Here is a 15,724-nt window from a genome sequence, read left to right as displayed (position 1 = left end):
CTCTGCTGCAGCCCCAAATTTCAGCCGCGAGCTGAAATTTGGGGCTTTTATTTATACCTGATTCCATGAAGTAACAATTATTTCATCATACTTTAATAATTTTATGGGGTTAAATCAGGGAATATCATCGCACTAATGTTATATAAAAACTAATGTGTCACAAACAGTTCATAAACAAACTTCCAAGCAGATGAAGTCGATATCCAAAGAAAATCGAAGGATTCAGAAGGACAGAAGATGTGAACGCTTCACAATAAACAAAAAGCTGAAAAATTAATATTTTTTTTGATAAAAACTATTGATTTCTTTTCGATTTCATCGTAAATTACTATAGTGCTTGATTGAAACTCACCGTATTTAAAAAATACATATTTATATCTTCAATGCAGGCAACAGCTTTGGGAGGTGGAAGCAGGTGAACTGTCTAAAAACTATTTCGGTTGAAACTCAATTTGGTAAAATGCGTCTCTGGTTTTTATCATCCCTTATTATGATGGGATACTTTTTAATATTCTTTATGGTTTTCAGAACCTTTTTCTCTGCGGCACCTCTCGTAGATTACGGAGCGTTTTTTCTGCTTCTTTCTCTTGCTGTCGTTTTGCCGCTTCATTTAGTTTTACACTGTCTTCCTATATGGCTCGTCGGTAAAAAAGCAACTTTTGGGATCAGAAAAAACCAATGGCCATATTTCTATTACTCAACAAAACAGCCGCTTTCGAAGCATATGAGTTTATTGTCAACGGCTTCCCCTGCTTTTTTATTAACAGCTGTTTCAATAGCAGGAGCGTTTTTATTTCCTCATCTCGTTCATTATATTGCTATGATGTCTGCTTTGAATGTCGGTATTTGCGTTTATGACTTTATGAATTTTAAACAGATTAAAAGTGCACCTAAAGAGTGTTTAATTGAAGAAACCCGGGACGGCTTTTATGTCCTTTATCCAACTTTTACTGAAAGCTGGAAAAAAGAACCCTCTTAAGGTTCTCGAGGCTGGGACAAAAGAATAGTAATTATAAAGAAAGCCGAACAAAATTTGAAAATTTTGTTCGGCTTTCTTTTGAGAAAAGGGGTGATTTCAGTCCGCCAGGCGGACGCTTGCCCAGGGGCTTGTCTTTTTAATCTGCCGGTTCACTTCCGGCGAAGGCTTACACCACAGGCATAAGTGCAACATAGGTCATCAGGAGCTTCGGCTAACCCCTTCACGTCCTGTGAAAACGCCGAAGTCACCACATCCGTGTGGAAGTTCGCTGTGTTTTCTTTACCCGAGGGCTTGTCTTCAACTAACTTTCCCGAAGGATTGCTTCGGGAAAGTGGATTTTCAGACTTCGCCAATCCTCCGGGTGTCCTCGCCTTCGTTCACCAGAAAAAAAGTATTTAGCGGGTGCGTTTTTTCTACAGGATTAGCTAAAATTAACTCAGCCTCGAGCTTCGTTAAATTGGATCTTCAGACTGCGCTTAACCCATGTGGCGTCGCCGCCTTCTGTCCTTCAATCAAAAAAGCAAAAAAATGATGAGGTTTAAAAATCACGAGACGCCTGCAGGAAAAGCATCTTCTGAAGATCCCGCAGGCGATCTTTACCGAGGAGCTGAAGAGATGCCTGCGGCAAGCGAGTGCATTTATGAACCTCATCTCATCTTATGGTCTATTGTGAATTCATTCTTCGGTTATCCTAAATTTAATTTAGTTTTGCCCCAGCCTCTCCTCGACAATCTGAGAACCCTCATAAAGGGTTCTTTTTCAGGTTTTTTTCTTCAGTTTTTTACCATTCATCGTACGTGATATGGATTTCTATATCATTGTTTTCCAGGTCAAATGATTGAATTTGCAATACCATGTCCTCAGAGACCCCTTCCCTGACATTAACATAGAATAAGCTCTCTTCAGGGACTACATAAATCCAATCCGGCAGATCTACAGTAGCACTGATTAACTGGAACACACGGCTTGAAGGAAGATTAATATTACCTACTCTGAATGATTCTTCCCTCAGTTCCAGATTTCCTTCCTCTGTCACATGTGGCGACAGAACCATTTCTATAGGGATAGTGACTCCAAAAGCTTGAACTGTTGTTTCCATATAGACAGCATCTTCTATATATAACTCATACTTATCTGAATCCTCTTCTTTTGCCAGTTCCTGCTGAAGCCAGTAGTTTAAATCCTCTCTCGTCGTATTTACGGTAAAGGAAGCCCCTTCACGATCTTCAAACTCATAAGCTTCAAATCCGCGTTCTCCCTCCTCAGGATCTGGAAAAGTATTATTCACCCAGACGATTCCTGTAATTAAAAATATAATAATTAAACCTGCCAGAATAAAAAACGCAGCTTTCCATTTATTAACCATAACGCCCTCCTACACTGATGATTTATGAATAAAAGAATGTTTTACACCTTCTTTTAAAAATAGGTTATTCTTTATCGACTTTAAACAAAGTGCGGACCTTATGCAAGTTTACTAACATACCAGTTTCTTCATTTCACGGAAAGGGAAATCTCTGTTACAATGGTCATATGATGATTAAAGACACTCATCCTGCCTTTCAATGTTACAGGATCATATTTTTCCCTGTTCAGTCACTTAGATTTTAAATTCAGTAGGATAGAAGTCTACCTTAAATGGAGGTTACTTACTTGATGTATTTACCTTTTTTTCTTTTTGCTACACTGTATCTTTTCATTATTAATTCTATGACAAACTCGTTATGTATTCAAAAAGAAATACCTGAAGAGCGCCAAGGGAAGGTTTTCAGGACTATTAATGTCCTTATAACCATTCTCATTACTTCTTCATTTTTCAGGATATTTTTAACTTAGCATAACCGCTCCTGGTTTGTTAATAATTATGGTGAAAGCCATACTTACTTTTAACAAAACTAACATCAAAAGAAAGAAAAACTTGGCAAAGCGCCAAGTTTTTCTTTCTTTTTTCATTTTAATACCACCAGGAAGCCCCTACAATCACGAGAAGGATAAATAATACCACAAGTAAAGCGAAACCATTATGATGTGAATAACTCATATGAACACCTCCTCTTGACATTATGCAGAGCTCTCCAATAATTTAGTAACCCCAGGACGCCCCTATAATTACCAGCAGAATAAACAATACAACTAATAATGCAAAACCTGAATGATAAGAGTGAGACATTTAAATTCCTCCTTGTTTTAACGTTCCATACATCCTATTACGAAAATAAAAAAATGTATGGACGTTTATCACGGTTTTATATAAAAGTTGAATAAGTAGGTAAGGTTAAGAAAATATTCCAAACTGATTTTGTTTATGCTATATTTATACAGAACCTTTATAAATCTAATGTAAAATAACATAGGAGTGACGGGTAAAGTGATAAAACGAACGGTATTATTTATTTTTACTGGGCTTGTTATGCTGGCGGGGTGCACGAATGATTCAGAGGCAAATAACCTGGCCAATCCAGATAACGGAGAAACCAACGAGCAGATTATTGTGGAAACTGATGCGGGAGATGTGACTGAAGAAGAATTTATTCAGACATTAAAACAAAAATACGGAGATCAGGTACTCACAGAACTTGTTCAACAAAAAGTAATAGAAGCTGAAGCAGAGAATTTAGGAATAAATGAAGAAGATGTCCAAAATGAAATTGATTCTCTTATGGAAAACATGGGCGTCACAAATGAAGAGCAGTTTTATGAAATGATGCAGATGCAAGGAGTAGCCGGTGAAGAAGAACTTAGGGAACGCATCGTAAACCACCTCGTTATGCAGCATCGTGTTGGTCATGTCGGTGAAGTCAGCGAGGAAGAACTTGAAGAAGAATTTGAAAACGGAGAAGAAGTCGAAGCCAGACACATTCTTGTTTCTGACGTTGAGACAGCTGAAGAGCTCCTTAACCGTCTAAATGAAGGAGACAATTTTGCCGAGCTTGCCGAGGAATATTCCGAAGATCCTGGTTCAAAAGATGAAGGCGGCAGTCTAGGCAGTTTTCGAAGAGGGACGATGACTCCTCCTTTTGAAGCAGCAGCATTTAATCTGGAAATCGGAGAAATAAGTGATCCAGTTGAAAGCCAGTTTGGATACCATATTATTGAGGTCACTGACCGTATTCCTTTTGAGGATGACTTTGACGAAGTAAAAGAACAGCTGAGGGCAGCATTTAACGAGCGAAAACTTCACAGAATGAATAAAGAACAGGAAAATATGATGGATAACATTAATATCGAAGTCCACTCTGAAAAGTATGAGCATCTTTTTAATACTGAAACCGAGTAAGACTCCCTCGACCTCGTAATGGATTCCATACACAATTTTGACCCACTCAGTTAAGGCACTGCCTGCTGAGTGGGTCTTTACTTATCTATTGCCGTTTTGTTTTCACCTGATCCTTCAGGCTTTCATACAGTAAATATAGGTTAATGACCTAATTCCATTAAGGAAAGGGTGAAGTAGAATGTCAGGCAATACCGCTTCTCCTGAATATTCAAGTTTTACATTAATTGCAGTTTTGTTTATTCTTCTTATTATTATAGGCGCTGCTTACTTGTATTAGTTTTTTCCTGAATAAACCGGGCTCCCATCGAAAATTAAATGTGGGAGCCTCTCCCTTCTGCTTTTCATAAGCTCTTTCTTTAATGGCCATATATCCGCTTGCAATGACCCCCAATAGCAGAATATAAATCCACCACGGCTGGTTAAACAACCAAGTACCTAAAGACGTCAAAGAAATAATACGGATCGTAATGACCATAAAGACTGCTCCTGCCAGAGTTAAGACAACTGTTAACGGGTTCATGAAATACCTCCTTATACTAAATGGTTTTCTCTATTAAAAGGTATGAGTAACTCTATTAAAAAATGATAGATGTTTTGAATTTTTTTATAAGGGTAGATTAACATTACATTACTTAATACGGAGGGTACTTGAACATGAGAAATATTCAGCTTAATGAAATGACATATGGCGAATTTCAAGAGCAGCTTGTCCGCCACGTAATGAAAAAAATCGAAGAGGAAAAGGATACATCTTCCCTTATTTATTTCCCAGTGGTACATGAAAGAGTGGAAGCATTTTTACTTGCTCACTGGCAGCAGGCATGGCAGGAATGTAACCAGTTAACATGGAATGAATGGTTATTATCCAGCTGTTATACTATTTTTGAAAATGAAGTACTCGATGATATTTTAGCACCGGATCACATTTTTGATCTTACAGAGCAGACAGAGGAAGTGAAACCGGTTGAAAACAAATAAGCTGTCCAGAAACATTAAAGTCCACCAATCTTAGTAACTATGGAAGAAGAGGTATGACATAGTTACAGAGTGGTGGACTCTTTTTATATTCTTTTACTTTATGTATCTGCCGGTCTATAAATCGATTGGCTTCTGATGAAAGGCTGGCTTATAAAATGAACGGTTGTCCATAGCAAAGACCCGCTCGGAAAATTCCCCTGGCATAACTCTGTCTAACGCTCTATCCATCATATTCATTTTCGCATCTATATTATCAATCATATGTAACATTTCCGCTTCCCTGATCATCGGTGCTTTAGGGCTCCCCCACTCGCCTTTAGAATGGTGTGAAAGAACAAGATGCTGAAGAACCATAACTTCTTCCCCTTCAATTCCCAGTTCTTTTGCAGCTTCTTCAATTTCATTTACCATCATACTGATATGGCCTATAAGTTTCCCTTCAACTGTATATTGAGTAGCCATAGGTCCTGACAGTTCCCTGACCTTTGCCATGTCATGAAGAATGATGCCGGCATACAGTAAATCTTTATCTAAACTTGGGTAAAGCTGGGCTATTCCTTTAGCCAGCTGAAGCATAGAAACAACATGATAGATAAGTCCCGAAACAAATTCGTGATGATTTTTCGTCGCTGCCGGAGATACAGAAAAGGCTTTTTGATGCTTTTTAAAAAGGTGCCTCGTAATCCGCTGAACTTTTGCATTTTGCATATCAAAAATATATTGGGTAATCTCTTCAAGCATTTCTTCCCGGTTTCTCGGCGCTGAAGGTAAAAAGTCGTCCGCTTTTACTTGATCCATTCCGGAAGTCGGACGAATAGCCTTTATTTTGAGTTGCCTCATTCCCCTGAAATCCTGAACTTCTCCCTGAAGGTGGACAACCGTTCCACTTATGAAAGTAGCTTCATCTTCCGGAGAAATGCCCCACAGCTTCGCTTCAATTTCTCCTGTTTTATCTGTAAGCTGAAGAGTCAGAAAAGGTTTCCCGTTGCTGGCAATCCCTTTTTTTGATGTTTTAATTAATAAATAGGCATCGACTTGTTCACCTATTTGATGATGGTGTATTCCTTTTTTCATTCCGCCAATTACCTCCAGTTTTTACTTTTCCCAATTATAACATAAGCGGCTTTTTCTAACGATAAACATCTGTAAGCAACCTTCCCTAAGATATGCTTCGGCAAAGTTAGTACAAGACAAGCCCTCGGGTAAAGAAAACACAGCGAACTTCCACACGGATGTGGTGACTTCGGCGTTTTCACACGACGTGAAGGGGTTAGCCGAAGATCCTATAACCGATGTTGCACTTATGCCTGTGATGTAAGCCTTCGCCGGGGGTGAACCGGCAGATTATGCTTCCAAAAAAATACCGGCTCCAGCCTCATTAAATTTGAGACTGCGAGCCGGATCCGTCATTTTTCTTAGGTATGACCATTATGAAGACCACACCGTCTTCTTCATTTCTTACTTTAGGATACCCTCCGTGAAGTTCGCAAATCCTTTTCACGATAGCAAGCCCCAGTCCAAATTGTCCTTTGTTCCCTTTTCTGAATGGGGTAAATAAATGATCCAGTTCGTCTTCAGGTATTTTTTCGCCATTGTTCTTTACTTCAATATGAATGTAATTATCGTCTATATCTTCAGCTCTCATTTCAATCTCATCTACCGCATAGCGCAACGCATTTTCTACTAAGTTTTCCATAAGCACGCGCATCTGTTCTTTATCCGCATACAACATTGTCTGGTCTCCCTGGACAGAAATTGACACACCGTCCCTCGCCAGACGGAACCTTTCTTCTACATGGTAAGCAATTGAACCAAAAGGAAATTCCGACATTTCCATCGGAGCTTCTTTCAGTGAATCAAGCTTTGTATAATAGAGCATATTTTTTACACGTTTTTCCATCCGGTTTGATTCTTCTATAATAACATCCATCGTCTTTTCCATGTTATCTTTCGGCATGATACCGTCTTTAACAGACTGTGCATAACTTTTAACCACCATTATAGGCGTTTTAAGTTCATGGGAAGCGTGTTGGATAAACGTTTTTTGAGCAGAATCGTACTTAATTAAGTTCTGCCTCATTTCTTCAAACTGGTTGGACAGCTTTTCGAAATCTTCATCACCTTCCCAGTGAAAGGGCTCCTTCCAGTTGCGCTCAGCAATTTGCTCAAAATGGTTTCCTAAGCTGGTAAGAGGCGACTTTAAATAATGCTTCAGCCAGAATGCGGGCACTAAGCTCATGAGACTGGCAAAGAGCATGATGTAACTGAGCCGTCCCCACAGCCTGTTAACCATCTGATCACGGTAGGTGTCCCACATATACGAAATATGGTACATTTCGCCGCCTGTCGTATATACTTTATACACAACATAGAACAGAGTCGCTTCATTATAAGTAAGCTCGTATCTTCCCCTGCGGGTCATCTGATTTTGAGCCCTGTCTCCCATCTCCCTCAATACTTCACTGGGAACAGGATCCCCCTCGATTGTACCGAATTGATTCATTAAGAAGAAATGAAATACAGACCGTTCCGCTTCCCGCCTTTCTATAAAATCCAGCTCAGATTGAGGCGGAGCGATATACTCCCCGGATGGGTTTGCAAAACGGGTCTGTTCCTGTTCAATAATACGGTACGTTTCTTCAGTCAGAGTGCTTTTCAAAGAAATAGGATAAATAATTCCAATGAGCAAAGCCACCATCAAAAGAATAGAAATAAAAGAAAACCAGATCCGCTGGGTTAAGTTCAACCTGATCATGAAGAGAGAACCCTGTACCCATAACCATATAATGTTTCAACATGGATACGCGGAAGTTTTTTTCTCACGCGCCGGACCACGTCATCCACTGCACGCTCTGAACCGAAATAGTCAGCGCCCCAAACGTATTCAATAATAGTTTCTCTAGATAATGCGTTCCCCAGGTTAGAAGTAAGAAGAATGACCAGGTCCATTTCTTTTGTAGTTAATTCAATTGGTTCTTCCCCATCGAACACTGTTCTGGATTTGGGATCAACCAGATACCCGTTTAATTCAATAGCATCTTCTTCCTGAACTTCCGGTGGATACACCCTGTCCAGAAGTTTTTTGGCTCTTATAAGCAATTCCTCAGGCAAAAAAGGTTTAGCAAGATAATCATCACTGCCTAACTCCAGCCCAAGCACCCTGTCCAGATCTTTATCACGAGCAGAAATAAATATAACCGGAGTATCCGCTTCACTCTTAATTGATTTTAAAAGCTGATAACCATCCATTCCAGGAAGCATAATATCCAGAATCCATAAATGCGGCGGGTTTTGAATTTCGTTATACGCTTCTCGCCCGTCAGTAAAATGTTTAACTTTCCAACCTTCTTTTTCCATATAAGCTTTGATGACTTCACCTAAGTTTTCCTCATCTTCAACTAAATAAACTAGAAACTCACCCATGTGATCATCCCTTTTATAATTAATTTTCTATTTAATCTCAGTCTCCATCTGCCCCGTTGAATGAAAATTATATAGTCTGCATAGTTATTTTGGCCTGTGCAAAAATGAAGGGCATCACGTTTAGTTTAATATAAATTTAGTAAAAAATGAAACGGAACGACATTTTTACACATAATTCAGTATTGCTCCTCAAATTTAAGATCATTTAAGTAAAGCACTGGTAAATGAGGAGATGTCTCTTTAAATTCATCCCTTAGATGGTTATGGCAAGTAAAGAAAAGGATTTGCCTTTCCTGAGCGACACTATGCAGCATCCTTATTACTTTTTCCCTTCTATTTTTATCCATATTAACTAACGTTTCGTCCATAAACAAAGGAAAAGCAGTTTTCGTCTTATCTTCAATCGCCAGCCCTAAGCGCAAAGACAAATAGAGCAGTTCGCCTGTTCCCCTGCTCAATTCTGCAGGATCAAACCTTTGTCCATCGGATCTTTCAACAATAAACCGCTCCTCTCCAAGCGGGGCAAATAAAAACAGGTAGGAGCTGGAAGTGAGCTCCCGGAAGATGCTCTGAGCCCGCTTCATTACTTTTGGCTGACGTTCTTTTTCATAGACCTCTTTTACTTTACGAATCATATGCTGGCTTGTTTTTAACACTGCCCACTCTTTAGCCCATTCATTCAACTTCTCTTTCATACTGATATAGCGCTGCTGAAGCTCCTCATACGTCCCTCTTTCTTCCATTTCTTTCATCTCGTTTACTAATTCTGTTCTCTCAGTTATAAGCTGATTCTTGTCTTCTTCTAAAACTGACGCTCGTTCAAGAAGCCTTTCCTGCTCTCCTGTTTCATCAATGTCTTCTTGAAGCACCGCCCTAATCAAGCCTTCTCTTTCAGCGGGAACAGGTATAATTGATGTCATTTGAAGCCATAAGTCGTTCATACGTTCATTCGCCTGCTGCTGGTTATCATAAAGTTTGGCTTTAGCCCTGAAATCCTCTTCTTTTTCAACTCCGGCATGTTCAAAAAGCTTTATTTTTTTATTATTTATGATGTCTCTTTCCCGCTCTGCTTTGAGTAGAGCCTCTTCACGATATTTAATCTTTTCTGTTAACTGCTGAATATTTTCTTTTAGTGTATTTTGATTTTCTACATATATTTTTAAGGCCCTGATTCTCTCATCAGCCGGCTGGCTGTCTTTTCGTCCAAGCGAAGAAACACTTAAGCGAGAGAGCCAATTTTCATACTTTTCAAGTTCATTTATTAAAGTCCGGCGTTTATCTGCAATCACCCGGTGATGGGCATCAAGACTTTTCCATTCTTTAACGTCATTTAGAAGGCTGTCGTAATAAAGAATATCTTTTCCTTGAGGTAAGGATGCTTCTTCCTGCCATCCTGCAAGTTCCTCTTCTGCCTGTTTCCACTCTTCGTGCAGCTCCTCCCACTCTTCTTCCCATTGTTCAATCTGACGTTTTATAAATTTGAGTCTCTGTTCAAGGGTCCCTATCCGCATGTTTCTTTCTTTATGATTGGCAAGAAGGTTCTCAATTTCCTCTTTATTTGAGCTGCGGGATGACTGAATTTCTTCTTCGATTTCCTTAACTTTTCTTACAAGCTCTTCTTTTTCAGCAGGCATGTGACTGGAGCCTTCTCTTTTTTGAATGGAAGATATTAAGTAAGCTCCTGTACCTGCAGTTAAAAATAAAAAGGTAAGAATTACAGCAGGGGATGCTGTAAAGAAAGAGACTACTGCCGCAATCAGCAAGATCAGGCTCACACCAGCTAATTGTTTAATTTTTAAAGTTTCTGATAGTCTGACTTTCTTTTCTTCATTTTCCAGCCATTCAATCTGATCTTTGAGTAACTTTTTCTCCGTAGTTAAGGCACCGGGATGATTCTGTAAAGCAACTGTTTCCTCAAACTCTTTCACTTTGTCTTCGTCCAGCAAAAATGTTTTTTCTGTTTCCAGCTGATCTGTGACGGTGTTTTTTTCTTTTTGCTGTTTTTTTTCTTCTTCAACAAGCTTTGTTTCTTTCGTCATTAATGTATGCCATTTTTTCTTCAGCTGGTCCAATTTCCCAGTGATATACGTATTAACCGATGCGTTGTTAAACGCTTCATCAGTCAGCTGCCACTCTTCTTTTAAACCGGCCTTTTGATTAATAAGGGATTTTTCCTCAAACTTCAGCTGTTTCAATTCTTCTTTTGTTTTCTTATAAACCGGATAAATTTCAAATGCTTCTGACAGCTCGCGGGCCAAATCGTCTGTTATAGAAACTTCCGGCAGCTTATTACGCTCGCTTAATAACTTCTTAACGGCCTCTTCTTCATGATTCAGCTGAACTTCTTTTTCTTCAAGCTGGTTATTTATCTCTTTAAGACGAAAGATGCCTTCAGCAGGAAAAGTAATTTTTTCGTCGTTTTTAGCAGATTCTTTTAAGGCAGACCATTCGTGGACCAGCGGAGATAAAGAAATTCTTTTGTCCAGCTCCCGGACCTGCTGCTGAATAGTTTTTTGCTCCATATGTATCTTGTTGATTTTCTTTTCTTTTTCTGCCGCAGCGGTTTGTAAATATGAATATTTATCTAACCTTGTTTCCCACTCCTGAAGTGACCGTTTCACTCGTGAGATGTCTTCAGCAAGAGCATTAATATCTGTTTTTTTACCTTTAGGTTTGAAAAGCTTGTCTGTTTCCTGCTGGACTGTTTTTTCCAGTTTTGACAGGCGTGATGCACCGGACATTCCCGCGTCATATAGATACCGGTTTAGTTCTTCCGGATTTAAATTCTTCATTTCCTGAAGACCGTCTAAGTCAAAATGAAAAATGCCCTTAAAGCTCCCCGCATCCATGCCTTTAAGTAACTTTTCCAGTTCCCGTTCATCTCCCGTCCTTCCATCAGCATACTGAACGGTAACTTTTCCTTTTTGCTTTTTGCCTGCTGCACGTTCTATAAAAATATTTTCATAAGGCGGAAGATCAATCAGGGCAGATCCTCCATACCTCTCTGTGTCACGAGGGTGATACTGCCCTTCCCTTCTTGGAGGAAATCCAAAAAAGAGGGCATAAATAAAGGCCATTAACGTCGATTTTCCGGATTCATTATCACCATAGATCACCGACATTCCTGAAGGGAAATCCCATTCACAGTCGACCCACTTTCCGAAACCGTAAATTTTTATTTTTTTTATTTGCACTAATATTCCCTCTCTTCCAATAAAGCTGATAAAATGAGCGTTTCTGCTTTTTCTATAATTTCCTCTTCAAGTTCCCCTGTGATTTCATCTATAAAAGGGCGTATTTTTCTGTGGTCTGTTAAGGGGGATAATATGTTTGTCCATTCCCCGTCGTTTCTTAAAGAATCTCCTGTCCGGACCACATCTCCCAGTAAATTATCCTGCGTCTTCCATTGGTCTTTTTTTAATGCAGGAGCAGAATCGACTTTTACGCGGTCAACCCAGGTTTTCTCGCTGGAATACTCTTCATTTAAAAAAGCAATGAGCTCTTCCCTGCTTTTTTTATCAGACAACTGATCGTGAAGATCCCCCGCACCGGTAATTTGCAAGACTAATACGTACTTTTTATGGTCAGGCAAACGGTCAATCTGGTTATTAATTGCTTCAGTCAGATGGTCTATATTTCGAAGTCCGTCAATCGGCACGCGGATATTTTCCCACCTGACAGGTGCTGTATCAATAAACTCCAAATGTGTTTTCTGTTTTGATAATTCTACATACATCGCCCCTTTAGGGCCTTCTTCCTTTCTGTGTGCTCCCTGTATATTGCCCGGATAAACGACGGCAGGATCTTTTTTGAGAATCTGGTGTTTATGGACATGGCCCAAAGCCCAGTAATTAAACGATTTTTCTTCCAGCTCTTTCAAAGTGAAAGGGGCGTAAGGATCGTGCCCTTCCTGCCCTTGCTCCTGGCCATGAAGCATACCTATATGATAGGCGTTTTCATCTTCAATTTTATTATAATAGGGCAAAGGATTTTCTGTATAAGCTGCTTGCGGGTAACTGAATCCGTAAATAACTGCTTTTTCACCGCCCGCTGTATGGCAAACGGTATGTGAGACTTCTGTTGAAAAAATATGTACGTTGTCGGGCATTTCCACCATTTCCTTGTTGCCGAAAACCGGATCGTGGTTGCCATGTATAACGAATACAGGTATATTATTGTCCTTCAGCAGCTCTGCCTGCTTCTTAAAAAACCACTGGGCTCTTATAGCACGGTCTTTCTGGTCGTAAATATCCCCGCTCACAATAATAAAATCTGTTTTTCTTTTAATTGCTTCCTGAACAATAGCCTTAAAAGAAGTATAAGCAGATTCTACCGCCTCTTCTGTAAATATCTCATTCATATCAAGAGCTGTTTTGAATGAGCGGCCTAAATGAAGGTCTGCACAATGTATAAAACGAATCATTCCTATTCCTCCTTTTATAATAAAATTATAACATAAAAGCGAATAAACGTTCGCTAGAAAAAAACGTGCGAATGCCTGTCTCTGTTGTAAAAAAGCTGCAAATTTCATCAGAAAAAACGACTCAATAATAATTGAGTCGCCGCCCCTTATATCGATATGTGAGTTATTTAAAAGTAAGGCAGAATGGATAAAGCGGTTAACGCAGCCAGAGGCAGGATCAGCCTTTGGAAACGCCGCGGGCGGTAATAGAAAGGAGGGTAATAACCATAAGGCGGGAAAGGTTGATAAGGATATCCGTAAGTTTGATAGCCTGGGAAAAACTGGCGGGTCTGTCCCCCTTCGTAATCTCCTGCAAAATCGCCTTCATATCCATACCCGAACCCCTGGTCTCCTTGCGGAACACCCGTATGCATTTCTCCTCCCATCGGCACGGCAAAAGATACATTTTCTTTATCCACAGATTCTATTATTGCATCAAATTGACGCCCATCCTTAGTTGTTACCAGTACATAACGGTGTTTATGATTTTCACAGAGCTTTTTCATTTCCTGGGTATTCATCCCATCGCCTCCTTTACTGCCCAGTTTATTCACCAGGGAGTTAAACGTGACAACAACCCAAAAGAGGCACCAACAATGGTCTTAACTGGAGATGCCCCTCTTAAACAAATAAATAATTTAAAATAGAGGTATCTTTTTGAATAAAAAGACATTCCGTAGTAAAATGAATATGTATTCATTTCTTGAAGGGAGCTGCTCTGAGATGGCCAAATATTTTTTAACTGCATACAGTAAGTCGGGTGAGCATCTGCTAAATGAAATAATTGAAGCAGATTCTGACAATGAAGCCTCGGAGAAAGGTAAAGAAAGACTTGGTGCCGAGAGCTTAAGCGCGAATCCCAGCCGCGTTGTCCGGTCATCGGGAGGGCTTGTACACTTTCACCCATAACAAAAATGAAGCAGGCCTGTTCATAAGGCCTGCTTCATTGCCGGTTTATTTGAACTAAATCGTGTAAAAAGTACCGGTGATTTTGCTGAGTAAACGTCCCTCTTCGTTATGAATTACACACTCTGCAAATTGTACTTGTTTACCTTTTTTTATAAAATACGCTTTTGCTTCTAATTCTCCTGATTTGGCAGATCTGAAAAACTGCGTTTTCAACTCTAATGACACTGATGGTCTGTCTTGAAATGCGGCGCATAAATGACCCATCGCCGTATCAGCCATATATGTAATTATTCCGCCATGAATATAACCGACCGGATTGTACATTATTTCTGATATTGGAGCGGTTATTTTCACTTCTTCATTCTCTTCACCATACTCGAATGAAAAATCAAGCATGGAATACAAAAACAGCTGAGGAGTGCCATCTTCGTGGTCATTTAAAGCCTGTTCAAACCGTTCCCTCATTTTTTGTTTATCCATTAGTTTCCCTCCCTCTGTTTGTTCTTTTTATTATACCTTCTTTAGAGACATAATCAGCGATAAAAAGTAAAAACCTGTCTGCTTAATTTGGAGGCCAATAAAAAAGACATTGGACAATGTGTGTCCGAATGTCTTTTGGTTACTATTCTTTTTGCCAGGCTTACCCCTCCCGCCACTCACATCGTCAACGCAGCGGAAGTACCTCCCATGTTGGACATCCGCCTTGGGAAGAATGGGAAGGACGGTTCATGCGAATAAAAGGTTACTTTCGTCATGAAACTACTAAGATCCCTCTGCAAATTTACTGTAAATTAATCAGTGAATAGTTCACTGGTGCGGTGTTTCTATTCTGAGCTGCTTTCTGAATACCTCTTTCACCATATAGGCGACACCGCTCTGATCATTAGAACGAGTAATCCAGTCTGCTGACGCTTTAACTTCTTCAGGGGCGTCTCCCATTGCTACCCCCAGCCCTGCCTGGGAAACCATATCCCTGTCCCTCATATCCGCTCCTACTGCTACAATTTCGTATGGAGCTATACCCAGCCTGGAGGCAAGATTTTGAAGAGCGAATGCTTTAGAGGCACTCTCATGGTTAATAAACAGTTCTTCTTTTCCGCCTGGGGTGATACGGATTCCTGTAACGGACTCTTCCAATTCTTCTAACGCATCCCTTCGCTCTCTTTTATTCCAGAATTGAGCACGGATATTCAACACACTCAAAGGCTGGTCAATAAGACGGTGGCTTGGGGACTCAACATAATGAACAGGATAAAACAAGGGATCTGTCAACTGAAGGTTCACTCTCGAAATCAGCTGGGCTTTTTGTCTTGTTTTATTTGCAATGACGTATTTTTCGTGAAAAAGTTTAAAGTGGCAATGGTAATTCTCCAGAATGTCTACTACTTGATAGACAGTTTCTGCTCCTATTCTTCTTTCGAAAACCGGCTCTTTTACATGTGAGGCCAGAAAAGATCCATTATGTGTTATGAGGTAAGGGTCGGAAAGTTTGAGAGATTTTGCTACTTTTCTAGCGGATATAAATGACCTCCCTGTTGCAAGCGTAATGTAAACTCCTTTATTTTTTACGTATTCGACTGCTTCTTTCGTTTCTTTTGTTAATCGATGATTCGACTTTAACAGGGTGTCATCGATGTCTAACGCAAGTAAGCGGTATGCCATGGTTGTCAGCCCCCTAATTCCATTGATTGGTACT

18 protein-coding genes and 1 pseudogene are annotated in these 15,724 nt (G+C 39.8%); 6 read left to right on the top strand and 13 right to left on the bottom strand.

The annotated features are described in order from the left end of the window. Nucleotides 1-415 precede the first annotated feature (415 nt). Nucleotides 416-979 carry a DUF3267 domain-containing protein gene (locus K8O68_RS14960; protein ID WP_230897658.1) on the top strand — a complete coding sequence of 188 codons (564 nt, stop codon included), beginning with the start codon at nt 416-418 and terminating at the stop codon, nt 977-979. Nucleotides 980-1,760: 781 nt separating this feature from the next. Here the strand turns inward: K8O68_RS14960 and K8O68_RS14955 are convergent. Further along, entirely contained in the window at nt 1,761-2,345 is a 585-nt protein-coding gene (locus K8O68_RS14955; RefSeq protein WP_230897657.1) for a YpmS family protein, read from the bottom strand. Between the two features lie 290 nt (nt 2,346-2,635). Here K8O68_RS14955 and K8O68_RS14950 point away from each other — a divergent pair, with 290 nt between their 5' ends. Beyond that, a complete protein-coding gene (locus K8O68_RS14950; RefSeq protein WP_093048148.1) occupies nt 2,636-2,815 on the top strand; it encodes a hypothetical protein in 180 nt (59 codons plus the stop codon). Here K8O68_RS14950 and K8O68_RS21480 read toward each other — a convergent pair. The 3 genes from K8O68_RS21480 to K8O68_RS14940 are packed head-to-tail and all read right to left on the bottom strand — an operon-like array spanning nt 2,807 to nt 3,149. Beyond that, the gene (locus tag K8O68_RS21480; RefSeq protein WP_255717241.1) at nt 2,807-2,932 is read right to left on the bottom strand and encodes a hypothetical protein; all 126 of its coding nucleotides are present in this window, start codon (nt 2,930-2,932) and stop codon (nt 2,807-2,809) included. The genes K8O68_RS14950 and K8O68_RS21480 overlap by 9 nt on opposite strands. A 1-nt stretch (nt 2,933) precedes the next feature. Beyond that, nucleotides 2,934-3,020 carry a YjcZ family sporulation protein gene (locus K8O68_RS14945; protein ID WP_093048151.1) on the bottom strand — a complete coding sequence of 29 codons (87 nt, stop codon included), beginning with the start codon at nt 3,018-3,020 and terminating at the stop codon, nt 2,934-2,936. Between the two features lie 42 nt (nt 3,021-3,062). Further along, on the bottom strand, nt 3,063-3,149 hold the full coding sequence (locus K8O68_RS14940) for a YjcZ family sporulation protein (protein WP_093048154.1): 87 nt from the start codon (nt 3,147-3,149) through the stop codon (nt 3,063-3,065). Nucleotides 3,150-3,347: 198 nt separating this feature from the next. Here K8O68_RS14940 and K8O68_RS14935 point away from each other — a divergent pair, with 198 nt between their 5' ends. After that, nucleotides 3,348-4,256: a peptidylprolyl isomerase gene (locus K8O68_RS14935; protein WP_230897656.1), complete on the top strand. Its 909-nt coding sequence runs from the start codon at nt 3,348-3,350 to the stop codon at nt 4,254-4,256. 178 nt (nt 4,257-4,434) lie between these two features. Then, nucleotides 4,435-4,533 (top strand): YjcZ family sporulation protein, encoded by a 99-nt coding sequence (locus tag K8O68_RS14930; RefSeq protein ID WP_230897655.1) that lies wholly within the window; start codon nt 4,435-4,437, stop codon nt 4,531-4,533. Nucleotides 4,534-4,599: 66 nt separating this feature from the next. On the opposite strand, the pseudogene K8O68_RS14925 reads toward K8O68_RS14930, so the two are convergent. Further along, nucleotides 4,600-4,731: pseudogene (locus tag K8O68_RS14925) on the bottom strand (sporulation YhaL family protein); the annotation flags it as partial. A gap of 179 nt (nt 4,732-4,910) precedes the next feature. On the opposite strand from K8O68_RS14925, the gene K8O68_RS14920 reads away from it, so the two are divergent. Continuing rightward, nucleotides 4,911-5,234, top strand: coding sequence for a hypothetical protein (locus K8O68_RS14920; protein WP_230897654.1), 324 nt, complete (start codon nt 4,911-4,913; stop codon nt 5,232-5,234). Nucleotides 5,235-5,348: 114 nt separating this feature from the next. On the opposite strand, the gene yhaM is transcribed toward K8O68_RS14920, so the two are convergent. The 6 genes from yhaM to K8O68_RS14890 form a co-directional block, all read right to left on the bottom strand. Next, nucleotides 5,349-6,308 (bottom strand): 3'-5' exoribonuclease YhaM, encoded by a 960-nt coding sequence (yhaM, locus tag K8O68_RS14915; RefSeq protein ID WP_230897653.1) that lies wholly within the window; start codon nt 6,306-6,308, stop codon nt 5,349-5,351. A gap of 304 nt (nt 6,309-6,612) precedes the next feature. Next, nucleotides 6,613-7,989 (bottom strand): sensor histidine kinase, encoded by a 1,377-nt coding sequence (locus K8O68_RS14910; protein WP_230897652.1) that lies wholly within the window; start codon nt 7,987-7,989, stop codon nt 6,613-6,615. After that, nucleotides 7,986-8,657 (bottom strand): response regulator transcription factor, encoded by a 672-nt coding sequence (locus K8O68_RS14905; RefSeq protein ID WP_230897651.1) that lies wholly within the window; start codon nt 8,655-8,657, stop codon nt 7,986-7,988. Before K8O68_RS14905 ends, K8O68_RS14910 begins: the two co-directional genes overlap by 4 nt. A gap of 176 nt (nt 8,658-8,833) precedes the next feature. Further along, nucleotides 8,834-11,851: an AAA family ATPase gene (locus K8O68_RS14900; RefSeq protein ID WP_230897650.1), complete on the bottom strand. Its 3,018-nt coding sequence runs from the start codon at nt 11,849-11,851 to the stop codon at nt 8,834-8,836. Beyond that, the gene (locus K8O68_RS14895; RefSeq protein ID WP_230897649.1) at nt 11,851-13,080 is read right to left on the bottom strand and encodes a metallophosphoesterase family protein; all 1,230 of its coding nucleotides are present in this window, start codon (nt 13,078-13,080) and stop codon (nt 11,851-11,853) included. The genes K8O68_RS14900 and K8O68_RS14895 overlap by 1 nt, the downstream gene beginning before the upstream one ends. Before the next feature lie 167 nt (nt 13,081-13,247). Next, entirely contained in the window at nt 13,248-13,640 is a 393-nt protein-coding gene (locus K8O68_RS14890) for a hypothetical protein (protein ID WP_230897648.1), read from the bottom strand. Between the two features lie 202 nt (nt 13,641-13,842). Between K8O68_RS14890 and K8O68_RS14885 the strand changes: the two genes are divergently transcribed. Further along, nucleotides 13,843-14,028 (top strand): YhzD family protein, encoded by a 186-nt coding sequence (locus K8O68_RS14885; protein WP_230897647.1) that lies wholly within the window; start codon nt 13,843-13,845, stop codon nt 14,026-14,028. A gap of 54 nt (nt 14,029-14,082) precedes the next feature. On the opposite strand, the gene K8O68_RS14880 is transcribed toward K8O68_RS14885, so the two are convergent. Together K8O68_RS14880 and K8O68_RS14875 are read right to left on the bottom strand one after the other, a co-directional pair. Continuing rightward, nucleotides 14,083-14,508 carry a PaaI family thioesterase gene (locus K8O68_RS14880; RefSeq protein ID WP_230897646.1) on the bottom strand — a complete coding sequence of 142 codons (426 nt, stop codon included), beginning with the start codon at nt 14,506-14,508 and terminating at the stop codon, nt 14,083-14,085. A gap of 327 nt (nt 14,509-14,835) precedes the next feature. Next, the gene (locus tag K8O68_RS14875; protein ID WP_230897645.1) at nt 14,836-15,690 is read right to left on the bottom strand and encodes an HAD family hydrolase; all 855 of its coding nucleotides are present in this window, start codon (nt 15,688-15,690) and stop codon (nt 14,836-14,838) included. Nucleotides 15,691-15,724: the final 34 nt, after the last annotated feature.

The organism is Salipaludibacillus sp. CUR1, assembly GCF_021028955.1.
Lineage (GTDB): Bacteria > Bacillota > Bacilli > Bacillales > Salisediminibacteriaceae > Salipaludibacillus.
The sequence above is the reverse complement of the archived record's forward strand: the minus strand, read 5'-3'. Positions and strand labels throughout refer to the sequence as shown.